Below are 16,285 nucleotides of genomic sequence, written 5' to 3' on the forward strand. Positions count from 1 at the left end.
AGATCCACCATGTTTGACGCACCGCGCCAGGGCACCACGCCCGTGCGGACCGGCCACGAAGAAATCCTGTGCGCTCTGTTCGCGGACGTCCTGGGCGTCCCGCGGGTCGGCCCCGACGAGAGCTTCATCGGCCTGGGCGGCGACAGCATCCTGGCCATCCAGGTGGTCAGCCGCGCCCGGCTGGCCGGACTCGTCGTCAGCACCCGCGAAGTCCTGCGCAAGGACACCGTCCGCGCGCTGGCAGCCGCCGCCCGCGAACCGGAGAGCACCGCCCCGCGCGTCCCCCCACGCCGCACCGGCCCCCTCCACCCCACCCCGATCATGCACTGGCTCCGCGAACTGGGCGGCCCGGTCGACACCTACCACCAGTCGCTCGTACTCCGCACACCCCCGGGTCTGGACGCCCGGGCGGCCGAGACGCTCCTCCAGGCACTGCTCGACACCCACGACGCGCTCCGGCTGCGCCTGCCCGCCGGCACCGGCGCGCCGGTGTGGGAACCGGTCATCGAGCCGCCCGGCGGCGTCCGCGCGGCCGACCTGATCGAAAGCCTCGACGCGAGCGACATCACCGACGACGCCCTGCCCGCACTCACCCGGGACCGGATGCGCCACGCCCGGCGGCTGCTGTCACCGCGGGACGGGGTCATGCTCCGGGCCGTTCTGCTCGACCGCGGGCCCGGCCGGCAAGGACGCCTCGCGCTCCTCGTCCACCACCTGGCCGTCGACGGGGTCTCCTGGCGCATCCTCCAGGACGACCTGCGCTCCGGCTGGCAGACGCTGTCCCGCGGCGGCGAAGTCGGTCTCGACCCGGCGCCCACCCCCTTCCACCACTGGTCGACCGTGCTGCTCACCGAGGCCACCCACGGCCGCCGGATGGCGGAGGCCGACGCGTGGCAGCGCACCCTGCGCACCGACCCGGCACCGCTCGGCGGAGTCTCGACCCTCGCCCTCGGCCCCGAGACCGAGGAGTGCCGGCACACCCTCACCCTCCCCCCGGAGATCACCGGCCCGCTGCTCACCACCGCACCCGCACTCGTCAACGGCACCGTCAACGACGTCCTGCTCACCGGTCTGGCGCTCGCCGTGCTCGGCTGGCGCCGCGACCGGGGGAGCGACGAGAGCGGCGCGGTCCTCGTCGACGTCGAGGGCCACGGCCGCGAGGACATCGTGGACGGCCTGGACCTGTCCCGCACCGTCGGCTGGTTCACCACCGTCTACCCCGTCCGCTTCGCACTCGGCCGCCCGGACCTCGCCGACGCCCGCTCCGGCGGCCACACCGTCGGCACCGCCCTGCGGCTGGTCAAGGAGGGCCTGCGGGCCGTGCCCGACCACGGCATCGGCTTCGGCATGCTGCGCCACCTCAACTCCCGCACCGGCCCCGGCCTCGCCGGGCCGGGCATCCCGGAGATCGGGTTCAACTACCTGGGCCGGTTCCCGATGGGCGACGCCGCCGACTGGGCGGCCGCCCCCGGGCACGACTTCGCCCTCGACGCCGCCGACGACGGCCTGCCCATGGCCCACGCCATCGAGGTCAACTCCGCCGCCCACGAAGGCCCCGGCGGACTGACCCTCAGCGCCACCTGGACCTGGGCCCCCGACGCCTACCCGGCCGCCCGGGTGAAGGCCCTCGCCGACGAGTGGTTCGCCATGCTGACCGCCATCGTCACGCACACCGAACTGCCCGGCGCGGGCGGCCTGACCCCCTCCGACGTGTCCCACTCCGAGATCAGCCAGGCCGATCTCGACGACTTCGCATCCCAGCTCGGGGAGTTGCTGTGATCCCTCTGTCCCACGCCCAGCAGCGGCTGTGGTTCCTCGACCGCACGGGCGACGGCGCGCTCTACAACATCCCCGTCGGCCTGCGACTGCGCGGCACCCTCGACCGCGAGGCGCTGCGCGCCGCCCTCGCCGACGTGAGTGCCCGGCACGAGGCGCTGCGCACCGTCTACCCCGACCACGAGGGGCGCCCCCACCAGCTCGTCCTCGACCCCGCCCAGGCACCGCCGGCCTGGACCGTGACCCACTGCCCCGCCGGTGCGCGCCAGGAGCGCGTACGGGCCGCGGCCCGGCACACCTTCGACCTCGCCACCGAACCGCCGCTGCGCGCCGACCTCCTCGTCCACGGCGACGACGACCACTACCTCCTGCTCGTCCTGCATCACATCGCGGGCGACGGCCGGTCGCTGGAACTGCTCGTACGCGACCTCGCCGCCGCCTACGCCGCCCGGCTCGCGCACACCGACCCCCAGTGGCCCGAACTCCCCGTGCAGTACCCTGACTTCGCCCTGTGGCAGCGGGACCTGCTGGGCGACGCGGGCGACTCCGCCAGCCTCGTCGCCCGGCAGCTGAGCCACTGGTCCAAGGTCCTCGCGGAGCTGCCCACGGAGCTGACGCTGCCCACCGACCGGACCCGGCCGGCGCTGGCCACGCACCGGGGCGCGGTCGTCCAAGCCACCCTCGACGCACGGTCGCACACCGCCCTGGCCGACCTCGCCCGCGACCGGCGGGCCACCCCCTTCATGGCCGTGCAGGCCGCGTTCGCCGCGCTGCTCACCCGGCTCGGCGCGGGCACGGACCTGCCACTCGGCTGCCCCATGGACGGCCGGGACGACGAAGCCCTGCAGGACCTGGTCGGCTTCTTCGTCAACACCCTCGTCGTCCGCGCCGACACCGGTGGCGACCCCTCCTTCGAGACGCTGCTCGACCGGGTCCGCGACACCGTCCTGGAGGCCCACGCCCATCAGGACGTCCCCTTCGAGGCCCTGGTGGAGCAGCTCAACCCGGCCCGGTCCGCGTCCCGGCACCCGCTGTTCCAGGTCGCCGTCGCCGCCCAGAGCACCGGTGGTGCGGACCCCCGGTTCCCCGGACTGGACCTGGTGATCGAGCCCGTCCGCACCGGCACCGCCAAGTTCGACCTGACCCTGGAGGTCGACGAGCACACCGACGCGGCCACCGGCGCCCCCGCCGGGATCGGCCTCGCCCTGGAGTACGCCACCGACCTCTTCGACGAGGACACCGCCCGGCGGATGCTCGACCGCCTCGTCCGGGTCCTGCGCGCGGTCGTCCGCGACCCCGCCGCGCCCATCAGCCGGCTCGACGTCCTCGCCCCCGCCGAACGCCACGACGTCCTCGAAGGCTGGCAGGGCCCGGCGCCCGAAGCGGGCGCACACACCGTGCACGGCCTCTTCGCCGAGCGGGTCCGCGCCCACCCGGACCGGACCGCCGCCGTCAGCGGCGCGCGGGAGATCACCTACGGCGAACTCGACGAGCGCGCCACCCGGATCGCCCACCGGCTCACCGCCCTCGGGGTGCGCCCGGGCGACGCCGTCGCCGTCCTCATGGAACGTTCCGTCGAGCTGATCGCGGCCTGCCTGGGCATCCTGAAGGCCGGAGGCGCGTACGTCCCCCTCGACGCCCGGGCGCCGCACGACCGGACCGCCGCCATCGTCGCCGACACCGGCGCGGCGGTCCTGGTGACCGACGCGGACCTCGACCGACAGCCCGCCGTCCGGCACACCCTGCGGCTCGGCGACGACGCCGAGCCGCTGCCCGGGGCCGCCGGAGCGCCGGCTGCCGCCGGGCACCCCGACGCCCTCGCCTACGTCATGTACACCTCGGGGTCCACCGGTGTCCCCAAGGGCGTCGCCGTACCGCACCGCGAGGTGGCCGCCCTCGCCCTGGACCGGCGCTGGCGCGGCGGCGCGCACGAGCGGGTGCTGTTCCGCTCGCCGCACGCCTTCGACGCCTCCACCTACGAGATGTGGGTGCCCCTGCTGACCGGCGGACTGGTCGTCGTGGCCCCGCCCGGCGAGCTCGACGTGGACGAGCTGGCCCGCCTCCTGGCCGACCGGCGCGTCACCGGCACCTTCCTGACCGCCGCCCTGTTCAACGTGCTGGCCGACCGGTGCCTGCCGCAATTGGCGTCGCTGCGCGAGGTCATGACCGGTGGCGAGGCCGCCTCGCCGCCGATGGTCCGCCGGGTGCTGGCCGCCTGCCCGGACACCACGGTGACCAACGCCTACGGGCCCACCGAGACCACCACCTTCGCCGCGACCTTCGCCATGCGCCCCGGCCACGAGGTCGCGGCCGACCAGGTACCGATCGGCCGGCCCCTGGACGGCACCCGCGCCTACGTCCTCGACGACCGCCTCGCCCCCGTGCCGCCCGGGGTGACGGGCGAGCTGTACCTCGCCGGATCGGGCCTCGCCCGCGGCTATCTGGGCCGCCCCGCCCTGACCGCGGAACGCTTCGTCGCCTGCCCGTTCGGCCCGGCGGGGGAGCGGATGTACCGGACCGGCGACCGCGCCCGGTGGAACGCGCACGGCCAGGTGGAGTATCTCGGCCGCACGGACCGCCAGGTCAAGATCCGGGGCTTCCGCATCGAGCCCGGCGAGGTCGAGGCGGCCCTCGCCGACCACCCCCGCGTCGGCCAGGCCGCCGTCACGGTGGTCGACTCCGGTGCCGGCCGCTCGCTGGCCGGTTACGCCGTGCCCGCCGACGGACAACCCGCGCCCGCACCGGGTGAACTCCGCGACCACCTGGCCCGCCGACTCCCGGACTACATGGTCCCCGCCTCCCTCCTCGTCCTCGACCGCTTCCCCGTGACCCCCAACGGCAAGGTCGACCTGCGGGCGCTGCCCGCACCGGAGCCGGTCACGGCCGCCGGTTCCCCCACCGCGCCGGAGACCGCGGGGGAGCGGGCCCTGTGCGCGATCTGGCAGCGCGTGCTCGGCCGTGAACGCGTCGGCACCCGCGAGAACTTCTTCGACCTCGGCGGGCACTCCCTTCTGGCCGCCCAACTGCTGTCGGACATCCGCTCCACGCTCGGCGCGGTGGTGAGCGTCCGGCAGTTCTTCGCCGGCCCCACGATCGCCGAACTGGCCGCCCTCCTCGACGCCGGCACCACCGGCACGGACGACGGGGAACCCCCGGTCGTCCGGCGCGCCCGCCGCCACCGGCCGCTCTGACCGCCCCCGCCGCCACCACCGCCCCACCCGACCTCGAAGGAACACCCGCTGTGAGCCAGTCCCGCATCGAAGACGTCCTGCCGCTCGCCCCCCTCCAAGCCGGCATCCTCTTCCACGCCCAGTACGACGAGAGCGAACTCGACGTCTACGTAGCCCAGTTGGCCCTCCACCTCGACGGCCCGCTCGACGCCGACCGGCTGCGGCAGGCGGCCGACGCGGTCGTGGAACGCCACGCCAACCTCCGCGCCGGGTTCCTGCGCCGCTCCAACGGCGACCCCGCGCAGGTCGTCCAGAAGGGCGTGCGCGCGCCGTGGGAGGACGCCGACCTCACCGGGCTGGACGAGGCCGCGCGCGAGGCCGCGACCGACCGGCTGCTGGACGAGGACCGCAGGCGCCGCTTCGACCTGACCCGCGCCCCCCTGCTGCGCTTCACCCTGATCCGCACCGGCCCCGACCAGCACCGGCTGCTCCTGACGTACCACCACATCCTCATGGACGGCTGGTCCTGGCCGGTCCTCGTCCGCGAGATGCTCGCCCTCTACCACGCGGCACCCGGCACCGACCCGCTGCCCGCCGCCACGCCCTACGCGTCCTTCCTCACCTGGCTCGGCGACCGCGACCGCGAGGCGGCCCGTGAGGAGTGGGGCCGGGCCCTGTCGGGCCTCGCCGGCGGCAGCCGCACCGCGCCGACGGCCACCGGCCCCGGCGGCGGGCTGCCGGACCGGGTGGAGACCGAGCTGACCGAGTCCGCCACCGCCCGCCTCACCGAACTCGCCCGCGGTCACCGGCTCACCCTCAGCATCATGATCCAGGGCGCCTGGGCAGTGCTGCTCGGCCAGCGCATCCGCAGCGACGACGTCGTCTTCGGCGCCATCGTCAGCGGCCGCTCACCGGAACTGCCCGGCGTCGCCGACATCGTGGGCCTGCTCATCAACACCGTCCCCGTCCGGGTGCGCATCGACCGCTCCGAGCCGCTGACCGGCCTCTTCGGCCGCCTCCAGGAGGAGCAGGCCCGGCTCATCGACCACCACCACCTCGACCTCGTCGAGATCCAGCGGCTGGCCGGGGCCGGTGAACTCTTCGACTCCTGCGTCGCCTTCCAGAACTACCCCGTCGACCCGGCGGGCCTGGCCGCGCTCTCCGCCGGCGAACTGCGCGTCACCGGCGTCGACCCCTACGACGCCGCGCACTACCCGCTCACGCTGACCGCCGTCCCCGGGCCGCGCCTGTGCCTCCAGATCGACTACCGCGCGGACGTCTTCGACCGGGACGAGGCGGACGCCATGCTGGCCCGCCTGGTGCGGATCCTCGACGCCGTGGCCGCCGACCCCGGCCTGACCGTGGGCCGGCTGGACACCCTCTCGCCAGCCGAACGGCACCGGGTCCTGGTGGAGTGGAACGACACCGACCGGGACGAGGACTACGCCGAACTCGTCGAGCGGGTCCGGGCCGTCGCCGAGCGCGCCCCGGACGCCGTCGCCGTCACGGACGCCACCGAAGAGATCACCTACGGGCGGCTCGTCGCCCGGGCGGACGCGCTCAGCCACCGACTGCTGGCCGCCGGCGCCGGAGCGGGCTCCCTGGTCGCGGTGCTGTCCGAGCCCACCACCCGGGTCCCCGTCGCCCTGCTCGGCATCCTCGGCGCCGGCGCCGCCTACATCCCCCTGGACCCCGAAGGACCCGTGGGCCGCACCAGTGACCTGCTCGTCGCCGGGGGAGTGGGCTGGCTCCTCGCCGCCCCCGCCCAGCGGGCCCGCGCCGACGAGATCGCCGCCGCCACCGGCGGCTCCGTCCGGGTCCTCACGCTCGACGACACCGAGGAATCCGGGCAGCGCCCGCCCCTCGCCGGGGGCCGCGACGCGCTGGCCTACGTCTGCTTCACCTCCGGCTCGACCGGCAAGCCCAAGGGCGCCATGGTCCACCGCCGCGGCATGAACAACCATCTGCTCGCCAAGATCGAGGACCTGCGGCTGACCGCCACGGACCGCGTGGTGATGAACGCCCCGCTCACCTTCGACATCTCCGTCTGGCAGATGCTTGCCCCGCTGATCGTCGGCGGCCGGGTCCACCTCGTCGGCCGTGACATGGCACGCGACGCCGCCGCGCTCTTCGACGAGGCCACACGCAGGGGCATCACCGTCCTGGAGACCGTCCCCTCCTTCGTCCGCGCCGCCGTGGACCTGTGGGACGGCGGCACGCCCGCGCCCGCGCTGCCCGCGCTGCGCTGGTTCATCGTCAACGGCGAGGTGCTGCCCCCCGAGCTGTGCGAACGCTGGTACGCCCGCTACCCGTCGGCGGCCATCATCAACGCCTACGGCCTCACCGAGTGCTCGGACGACAACACCCACGCCTTCATCACCCACGAGGTCACCGCCCAACTCGACCAGGGACGGCTGCCGGTGGGCAGGCCACTGCGCAACAACCGGCTCTACATCCTCGACCAGGGCCTCGCACCGGTGCCGCCCGGCGTCCCCGGCGAGCTGTTCATCGCCGGCACCGGCGTGGGACCCGGCTACCTCGGCGACCCCCGCCGCACGGCCGAGCGCTACGTCCCGGACCCCTTCGCCACCGAGCCCGGCGCGCGGATGTACCGCACCGGAGACCTGGCGCGGCTGCGCGCCGACGGCCAGCTCGACTTCCTCGGCCGCCAGGACCACCAGGTCAAGATCCGCGGCAACCGCATCGAGCTCGGCGAGGTCGAGACCGCCCTGCGCGCCGTGGACGGCGTCACCGAGGCCGTCGTCGCCGTGGACCGCGACGGCGCCGGCGGACAGCGCCTGATCTCCTACTTCACCGGCACCGCCACGCCCGAGGAGGTGCGGGCCGCGCTCGGCGCCGCACTGCCGAACTACATGGTCCCGTCCCTGTTCCTGCACCTCGCGACGTTCCCCCTCACCACCAACGGCAAGCTCGACCGCAAGGCCCTGCCCGCCCCCCAGGCCGTGCACCGGACCGTGGGCCGGGCCCCGGGCACCGAGCACGAGCGGACCGTCTGCGCGATCTTCGCCGAGGTCCTCGGCCTCCCCGAAGCCGGCCTCGACGACGACTTCTTCGCCCACGGCGGCCACTCCCTGCTCGCCGCCCGCCTCGTCGGCCGGATCCGCACCGCCCTCGGCGCCGAGGTGAGCATCCGGGACCTCTTCGAGACGCCCACCCCGGCCGGCGTCGTGGCCCGGCTCGCCACGGCCACCCCCGCGCCCGCCCGACCGGCCCTGCGCCCGCGCGCCCGGCAGACCGCGACCGGCTGACCCGCCGCCGCACCCCGCCCCCTCGAGAGGAGACCCCCCCCATGACCCGGACGGACACCCCCGTCCCGCTGCGCATCGCGCGCCAGGCGGCCCGGACCCCCGACGCGACCGCCGTCAGCGGCCCCGGCCAGGAACTGACCTACCGTCAACTGGACCGGCGCGCCCGCGCCCTGGCCCGCGACCTGCGCGCCGCCGGAGCCGGCCCCGAGGACACCGTCGTCCTCGGCGTACGCCGAGGCGCCCACTGGGCCGTCGGCCTGCTCGGCATCTGGTACACCGGCGCCGCCCTGCTGCCCGTCGACCTCGACGCCCCCGACGAGCGGCTGCGCACCCTCGTCACCGCGGCCCGTGCCCGGCACGCCGTCGTCCCCTCCCGCGCCGACGCCGCCGAGCTGCGCACCCGGTGCGGGACCGAGCTGTTCTGGGCCGCCACCGACGAAGCGGCCGCCGCCGCGGGCGCCGAAGGCGGCCCCGTCGCGGACATCGCGCCGGGCTCGCTCGCGTACGTGCTCTTCACCTCCGGCTCGACCGGCGCGCCCAAGCCCGTCGCCGTCACCCACGCCGCCCTCACCCACCAGGCCACGGCACTCGCCGGACGGTACGCCCTGACGGCCGACGACCGGGTGCTGCAGTTCGCGGCCCCCGCCTTCGACGTGTCGCTGGAGGAGGCCGTACCCACCTGGTGCACCGGCGGCGCCGCGGTGTTCGTCGAGGACAACGTCCTCTCGCCCGCCGAACTGGAGCCGTTCCTCGCCGACCACCACGTCACCCTGGTCAATCTGCCCACCCCCTACTGGGCGCAGTGGGCCCGGGACGTCGAGCGGCGCCCCCGGGCCCTGCCCCGGGCGCTGCGCCAGGTGGTGATCGGCAGCGACGCCGGCCGGATCGCCGACCTGGTCCGCTGGTTCGCCGCCGGCGGCCCGCCGGTCATCAGCTCCTACGGCCTCACCGAGACGACGATCACCGCCACCACCTACGAGCCGCGACCCCAGGCACTCGCCGGGCGCCCCGGCGACGAGGTGATCCCCCTCGGTGTACCGCTGCCGGGCGCCCGCGCCTACGTCCTGGACGGCGAACTGCGCGAAGCCGCCCCGGACGAGGCCGGCGAGCTGTACATCGGGGGCGGCTGCCTGGCCCGCGGCTACCACGGCCGGCCGGGCCCGACGGCCGAGCGGTTCGTCGCCGACCCCTTCACCACCGAGCGGGGCGCGCGCATGTACCGGACCGGGGACCGCGTCCGGCGCGGCGCCGACGGGACGCTCGCGTTCCTCGGCCGCTCCGACGACCAGGTCAAGATCCGGGGGCACCGGGTGGAGCTCAAGGAGGTCGAGGCGGCCGTCGCCGCGCACCCGGCGGTCGAGGAGGTGGTGGCCCGCGCCCTGCGCGACCGGGACGAACCTCAGCTGGCCGCCTACGTCGTGGCCGCCCCCGGCACCACCGTGGAGCCCGACGACATCCGCCGATTTCTCGGTGACAGGGTGCCCGGCTACCTCGTACCGTCCCATGTCGTCGTGCTGGCCGAGCTGCCGCGCACCCCCGGCGGCAAGCTCGACCCCCGCGCCCTGCCGGACCCCGCGAGGACAGCGGACCGGCCGCTCGCCGCCGCCTCGTCCCGCTAGACCGACGATCCCCACGTAAGGAAACCCCAGGTGTCCGTCTCCACCGCGGAACGCGCCGCGCCCGACCGCCGGCGCCGCCGCGACTTCCGGCTGTTCATGTCCTCCCACATCTGCAACGAACTGGGCAGCAGCATCACCTACGTCGCACTCCCGCTGATGGCCGTGCTCACCCTGCACGCCTCGCCCTGGGAGGTCGGCCTGCTGGCCGCCGCGGAACAGGCGGCCGCGCTGGTGCTCGGACTGCCCGCCGGGGCGTGGGTCGACCGGATGCGCCGCCGCAACGTCATGATCGCCGCGGACGCGGTGCGCGTCGTGCTGTTCACCGCCGTCCCCCTCGCGTACCTGCTGGACCTGCACTCCATGGCCCTGCTCTACACCGTGGCGCTGCTGCTGGGCTGCGCCCGGCTCTTCGGCGACGTCGCGGACCAGAGCTATCTGCCCACGCTGGTCGGGGACTCCGAGCTGATCGAGGGGAACTCCAAGCTGGAGACGGTCCGTTCCGCCGCCGAGCTCGGCGGCCCCGGCATCGCCGGATTCCTGGTCCAGGCCTTCGGCGCGGCCGGGACGATAGCCGGCCAGGCCGTCACCTCGCTGGCCTCCGTGATTCTCCTCGGGCGCATCGACGCCCGCGAGGAGCCGCCCGCCGCGGACCGCGAGGGCGGGTTGCTCACGGACATCCGCGAGGGCCTGTCCTACGTCCTGGGCCACCGCATCCTGCGGCTCATCGCCCTCAACACCGCGGCGACCAACCTCTTCCTCAGCGCGACCATCACCCTTGAGGTCCTCTTCCTCAGCCGGACGGTCGGGCTGCCGGCGGCGGCGGTCGGCTGGGTGCTTGCCGTATCCACGATCGGTGCGATGCTCGGCGCGCTCGTCGTCGGCCGGCTCTCCAAGGCCATCGGCGCGGCCCGGCTCACCTGGCTGTCCCTGCTGGTCACCGCGCCGTTCGGACTGCTGCTGCCGCTCGCGGAGAAGGACTGGCGGATCGGCCTGTTCGTCCTCGGCGCGGTCATCCAGTCGGCGGGCATCACCCTCTACAACATCTGCCAGGTGACGTACCGCCAGACGGAGTGCCCGCCGCACCTGCTCGGCCGGATGACGGCCACGATGCGCTTCCTGGTCTGGGGCGTCCTCCCGCTGAGCGGCCTGCTGGCCGGCGCCCTCGGCGAACTCATCGGCGTCCGGGAGACGCTGTGGATCTTCGCGGCCGGACTGGTGCTCGCCCCGCTGGTGCTGCTGTGCTCACCGCTGCGCACGATGCGTGATTTCAAGACGACTCCGCTCTCCTCGGAGCCCGTGAAAGCGGCATGAGGGAGCGTGATCGAGCTGATCCACGTCACGAGCGTGCCCGGCTTCGAGGTGGCCGCCCAGTCCGTCGGCGTCATCGGTGACGACGGCGGGAGGGCGGCACGTGGCACCGCTCCACGGCGGGATCCCATGAGTACGCCCTGGCCAAGGACGGTTACGTGGTCCGGCTCAGCGCGGCCCGCGACGCTGTGAGCCGCGACGTCCTGCGCGGCGCCGCCGAGGCCGCCCACCTGGCGAACGACCAGGAACTGGACGCGGTGCTCCCGCCGCTGCGCGAGCGGGGCGGCGTGCGGCCGGACGAGCGGGGCGACATGTGGCCGGGCCGTGAGGTGCCCGACAACCGCCCGCCCGCCGGCTCGGGCGGCTGAGGCCGGCCCGCCACGGCAGTGGCCCGAACCCTTCGGAGACCGACGGGCTCGGGCCACTGCCGTACGTACGCCCCGGGAAGCCGCGCTACCGCTGCGGCGTGAACCTCACGGGCAGGCCGATCAGTCCGCGCAGCGCCATGCTGGGCCGCCAGGCGAGGTGGGCGGGGTCGATGTCGAAGGCGAGGTCCGGGCAGCGCTCCAGCAGCGCCTTGAGGGCGATGGCCGCCTCCATCCGGGCGAGCGGGGCGCCGATGCAGTGGTGGACGCCGTGGCCGAAGGCGAGGTGCCCGCGGGCCTCGCGGCGGATGTCGAAGCGGTCGGGCTCGGGGAAGTGCCGGGGGTCACGGGCCGCCGCGGCGAGCACGACGATCACCGGTTCCCTGGCGGGGATGGTGGTGCCGCCGATCTCCACCGGCTCGGCGGTGTAGCGGAAGGCGCACCGCTCCACCGGGCAGTCGTAGCGGAGCATCTCCTCGATCGCGCCGTCGAGCAGGGACCAGTCGGCGCGCAGCGCCGCCAGCTGGTCGGGGTGGCGCAGCAGCTCGTGGACGCCGCTGGAGATGAGGTTGACGGTGGTCTCGTGGCCGGCGACGAGCAGGACGAAGGCCATGCCCAGCAGTTCGTCGGGTGAGAGCCGGTCGCCGTCGTCGTCCGTGGCGGTGGTCAGGGCGCTGAGGAGATCGTCGCCGGGCGCATGCCGCTTGGCCTCGATGAGCGAGACGAAGTAGGCGGTCATCGCCTGGGCGGCGGCGCCGGCGGCTTCCGGGCTGCTGGGCAGCACGACCTCGTTGGACCACTCGCGGAAGGCGGGGCGGTCACCGACGGGCACGCCGAGCAGTTCGCAGATGACCGTCAGGGGCAGCGGCAGCGCGAAGGATTCCACGAGGTCGGCGCGGCCGAGCGGCAGCATCGCGTCCAGGAGCTCGTCGGTCCACCGCGCGATGCGGGGGCGCAGCGCCTCGATGCGGCGCGGGGTGAACTCCTTGGCGACGAACTTGCGCAGGCGCGTGTGGTGCGGCGGGTCGACCTGGAGCATGTTCAGGCCGATCGCGTAGCCGCCGTCGTCCTCCCAGTCCGGCGAGTAGCGGATGTCGTTGCGCAGCCGGGGGTCCGTCAGGGCGGCCCGGGCCTCGTCGTTGCCGACGATCAGCCATGACTCGCGCCCGTCGGGGGTGCGCACCCGATGGACGGGGCCCCGCTCCCGCAGGCTCGCGTAGAGCGGATACGGGTCCTTGGCGAAGTCCGTGCCGACGGGCGTGAGGTCCTCGAGAGTTGGCGTGGACACAAGCGTTCCCTTCGTCGTCCGGGAGCATGACCGGAGCTCAAATGGGGATTACCCCCCACTTGATGGGCCGACCCTAGCATCAAATGGGGGGTTGTCCACACTTCGAGGGGTGCGGGGAGGAGTCGTCGTCATCGCGCGCGAACGCGCGGGGCCCTGATCGCTCATCACTCGTCGATCCGACGGGTTCGCACGCAATGCGGAGGCTGTTATTCAGTCACCGGGCGGCATGGCCCACGGAACCGGCGGACGCGCGCCGGGCCGCTCTGTCGACGCCCTGCGGGGGTCGGCCGCGACCGCCGGTAACTCCCTTGATATCCAGTCGATTTCACGCTCGGCCCGACGCTGATTTCCGCTGCATGAGGGCTGTTGACAGGGGTTCGGGCGGGGTGAAATCGGCCTCCGGTTCCTTGAGTCGACGCGAAGTGAACAAGTTCACAGAAGGCTGTTTGGGCTCTGGTTTTGAGTGGTTGATGATGCAGGATCTTTGCTCGAACACAAGAACCCGTCACAGAGGCGGGCGACCCGGGCGGACGCCGAGTCCTGCCGCCGTCCGGGTGCAGATTCAGATCAAGGATCGGCAGGAGCGGGAGACCCAAGCACGACGAACCACGATGGCAGTGGTTCTTGGGGTGAAGCCACGTATGTGGCCGGGCAACTTTGTCAGCCCGAACCCGACAGGTCACCTTTCGTAGGCGGATGACGAAGGGCTTTGGCATGTCTGCGTTCCCTGGCATACCCGCACTCCTTTCCCGGGCCGGAACCGCATCGGTTCTGACCGCAGCCACCGTCACCGCGTCGATGCTGATCCCGTCACTGGCAACCGACGCACAGGCGGCGACTCCGGGAACGAAGGCGCTGCAGATCGCGGCCTCCAAGAAGGGGTCGCCGTATCAGTACGGCGCCACCGGTCCGAACCGTTTCGACTGCTCGGGCCTGACGCTGTACGCCTTCAAGAAGGCGGGTAAGGCACTGCCGCGCACCGCGGCTTCGCAGTACAACAAGACCAGGCATCTTTCGTCCGGCTCACGTCAGCCGGGCGACCTGGTGTTCTTCCACTCGGGCAGCAACGTCTACCACGTGGGGATCTACGCCGGGAAGAATCAGATCTGGCACTCTCCGAAGCCGGGCAAGTCCGTGCGGCTGGAGAAGATCTGGACGAACAGTGTCTGGTACGGCCGCGTCAAGTAGCCCTTGAGGCTGTGCAAAAGCCCGCCCGGACGCTCTTGTGGGGGCATGTCCGGGCGGGCTGACGGCCGCGGAGGCACCGCTGCGCGCAGCACGCTACCAGCCCGAATCCGAAACGCCCGGGCGCCCGTCACCCCATTGGCCGCTCCCGAAGGCGCGCCCCGCGTGCGCGCGTAATTGCCCGCCCTGTCTCCCGGTGGGCCGGGGTCGTTTGACGGTTGCCTTTCGATGTCGCCGCCCATGATCCGGCTGGCTCAAATGAGTGAATGTCCGGAACTTCTTAAATCGACCGGAGTTACTCAGGTCGCTTCCTTGTGAGGGGCGCTAATCGATCGAAAGGCATGGACGTGCTCAAGAAGGTACTCGCCACGACCGCGATGACGGTTTCCGCGGTCGGCGCCATCACCGCTCCCGCGATGGCGATCGGCAACGACAACAACGACGTCGCCAATGGCAACGCTGCGAAGACCGGTTACGGCAACACCAAGACCGGCGGCGAGCAAAGCCCGCAGATGAGCCTGATCCAGGGCACGCTCAACAAGCCGTGCCTCGGCATCGGCAAGATCGGCCTCCAGTCCCTCATCGCGCTGATCAACATCGGTGTCCAGGACATCCCGATCCTCACGTCGCAGCAGCAGCAGCAGTGCACCGACAACTCCACGATCAGCGACGGGGACGACCAGCTGTCGCACATCCTGGACGAGATTCCGATCCTGTCGGGCAACGGTTCCGGGAACAGCGTGCACGACGGGCACTGACGGCCAGGAGCCTTTGGTGTTCATCCCCCTGCTCCGGGTACGCGGGATCCGGAGCAGGGGGATTCTCGTATGCCGACGCAATTGATCACCTTGTCCAACGGGCGGATTATCACGGGGGCTCGGGGTCCGCAGCGAGGAATGGGCCCGGAAGAGGATCACCCCGGATTCACCTCTTGTTGATGTACTGTCAACTCTGCGCTTTTATGGTCCGGGAGACCAGGCCTCGCCGCCGGTCGGTGATGAGGCACCCCCCAACTCCCCTGGAGTGACCGTGGAACGTCGCACCTTCCTGCGTGCGGCCGTCGTCGGCACCTCGGCCGCCGCGCTCGGCGGCTCACTGTGGAGCGCCGCCTACGCGAGCCCGGCCCAGCCGGGCGCCGGCCCCTACGGACCGCTCGGCGCCGCCGACGGCAACGGACTCCGGCTGCCGAAGGGCTTCACGGCCCGGGTCGTCGCCCGGTCCGGACGACAGGTCTCCGGCACCTCCTACACCTGGCACAACGCCCCGGACGGCGGCGCCTGTTACGCCGACGGCGCCGGCTGGATCTACGTCTCCAACTCGGAGATCAACCCCTCCGGAGGAGCGAGCGCGCTGCGCTTCGATGCCGCCGGGACCGTCGTCGCGGCGTACCGCGTGCTCTCCGGCACCCGCCAGAACTGCGCGGGCGGCAGGATACCGTGGAACACCTGGCTGTCCTGCGAGGAGGTCGACCGCGGTTACGTCTACGAGACCGACCCGTGGGGCAAGAAGGCGGCGGTGCGACGGGACGCGATGGGCCGCTTCAAGCACGAAGCGGCCGCCGCCGACCCCGTCCGCAAGGCGGTCTACCTGACCGAGGACGTCCCCGACGGTTGCTTCTACCGTTTCACGCCCACCACCTGGGGAGACCTCTCGGCCGGGAAGCTCGAGGTGCTCAGAATGGGCTCGGGGACCTCGGGACCCGTCACCTGGGGGGCCGTCCCCGACCCGTCGGGCGCCCGCACGGCCACCCGCGATCAGGTCTCCGGGGCCAAGCGCTTCAACGGCGGCGAAGGCTGCTACTACGCCGACGACACCTGCTGGTTCACCACCAAGGGCGACAACCGCGTCTGGCAGTACAACGCGGCGGCCGGAACCATCGAACTCGCCTACGACGACTCGCTGGTGAGCGGCAGCGCACCGCTCACCGGCGTGGACAACGTCACCGGCACGCCCTCCGGCGACCTCTTCGTCGCCGAGGACGGCGGCACCATGGACATCTGCCTCATCACCCCGGACGACGTCGTCACCCCCTTCCTGCGGATCGACGGCCAGCCCGGCTCCGAGATCACCGGGCCGGCCTTCTCGCCGGACGGCAGGCGGCTGTACTTCTCCAGCCAGCGCGGAACCACGGGAAGCTCCTCGGGCGGCATCACCTACGAGGTGACGGGCCCCTTCCGCGCCTAAAGGCTGGTGCAGAACGGACAAGCGTGGTGACTCACCCGATCCGGGGGGTGCGTCGCGGCTGGGAACGATCACTGCGCGGGGTGGGCGAGGAACCCCCGCGGTGCAGTGGGGCGGGGTTTGC

10 protein-coding genes and 1 riboswitch are annotated in these 16,285 nt (G+C 73.1%); of the genes, 9 read left to right on the plus strand and 1 reads right to left on the minus strand.

All coding sequences use genetic code 11. The features are described 5' to 3' along the window. Window positions 1-9 precede the first annotated feature (9 nt). The 6 genes from ACZ53N_RS07780 (at window position 10) to ACZ53N_RS07805 (ending at window position 11,510) form a co-directional block, all read left to right on the plus strand. Window positions 10-1,779: a condensation domain-containing protein gene (locus ACZ53N_RS07780; RefSeq protein ID WP_469140036.1), complete on the plus strand. Its 1,770-nt coding sequence runs from the start codon at window positions 10-12 to the stop codon at window positions 1,777-1,779. Then, window positions 1,776-4,967, plus strand: a complete 3,192-nt coding sequence (locus tag ACZ53N_RS07785; RefSeq protein WP_469140037.1) for a non-ribosomal peptide synthetase — start codon at window positions 1,776-1,778, stop codon at window positions 4,965-4,967. Before ACZ53N_RS07780 ends, ACZ53N_RS07785 begins: the two co-directional genes overlap by 4 nt. Before the next feature lie 50 nt (window positions 4,968-5,017). After that, the gene (locus ACZ53N_RS07790) at window positions 5,018-8,215 is read left to right on the plus strand and encodes an amino acid adenylation domain-containing protein (protein ID WP_469140038.1); all 3,198 of its coding nucleotides are present in this window, start codon (window positions 5,018-5,020) and stop codon (window positions 8,213-8,215) included. A gap of 41 nt (window positions 8,216-8,256) precedes the next feature. Continuing rightward, on the plus strand, window positions 8,257-9,834 hold the full coding sequence (locus ACZ53N_RS07795) for an amino acid adenylation domain-containing protein (RefSeq protein ID WP_469140039.1): 1,578 nt from the start codon (window positions 8,257-8,259) through the stop codon (window positions 9,832-9,834). 30 nt (window positions 9,835-9,864) lie between these two features. Further along, window positions 9,865-11,145: an MFS transporter gene (locus tag ACZ53N_RS07800; RefSeq protein ID WP_469140040.1), complete on the plus strand. Its 1,281-nt coding sequence runs from the start codon at window positions 9,865-9,867 to the stop codon at window positions 11,143-11,145. A 155-nt stretch (window positions 11,146-11,300) separates the two neighbouring features. Continuing rightward, a complete protein-coding gene (locus tag ACZ53N_RS07805) occupies window positions 11,301-11,510 on the plus strand; it encodes a hypothetical protein (RefSeq protein ID WP_469140041.1) in 210 nt (69 codons plus the stop codon). Between the two features lie 85 nt (window positions 11,511-11,595). Here the strand turns inward: ACZ53N_RS07805 and ACZ53N_RS07810 are convergent, their stop codons facing one another. Then, window positions 11,596-12,795: a cytochrome P450 family protein gene (locus ACZ53N_RS07810; RefSeq protein ID WP_469140042.1), complete on the minus strand. Its 1,200-nt coding sequence runs from the start codon at window positions 12,793-12,795 to the stop codon at window positions 11,596-11,598. Between the two features lie 545 nt (window positions 12,796-13,340). Next, window positions 13,341-13,505, plus strand: a riboswitch (cyclic di-AMP (ydaO/yuaA leader). 4 nt (window positions 13,506-13,509) lie between these two features. On the opposite strand from ACZ53N_RS07810, the gene ACZ53N_RS07815 reads away from it, so the two are divergent. The 3 genes from ACZ53N_RS07815 (at window position 13,510) to ACZ53N_RS07825 (ending at window position 16,164) form a co-directional block, all read left to right on the plus strand. After that, window positions 13,510-13,983, plus strand: coding sequence for a C40 family peptidase (locus ACZ53N_RS07815; protein WP_469140043.1), 474 nt, complete (start codon window positions 13,510-13,512; stop codon window positions 13,981-13,983). 344 nt (window positions 13,984-14,327) lie between these two features. Next, entirely contained in the window at window positions 14,328-14,738 is a 411-nt protein-coding gene (locus tag ACZ53N_RS07820; protein WP_469140044.1) for a rodlin, read from the plus strand. A gap of 271 nt (window positions 14,739-15,009) precedes the next feature. Next, window positions 15,010-16,164 carry an alkaline phosphatase PhoX gene (locus ACZ53N_RS07825; RefSeq protein WP_469140045.1) on the plus strand — a complete coding sequence of 385 codons (1,155 nt, stop codon included), beginning with the start codon at window positions 15,010-15,012 and terminating at the stop codon, window positions 16,162-16,164. Window positions 16,165-16,285 lie beyond the last annotated feature (121 nt).

This window comes from Streptomyces sp. NPDC033229, from assembly GCF_055576875.1.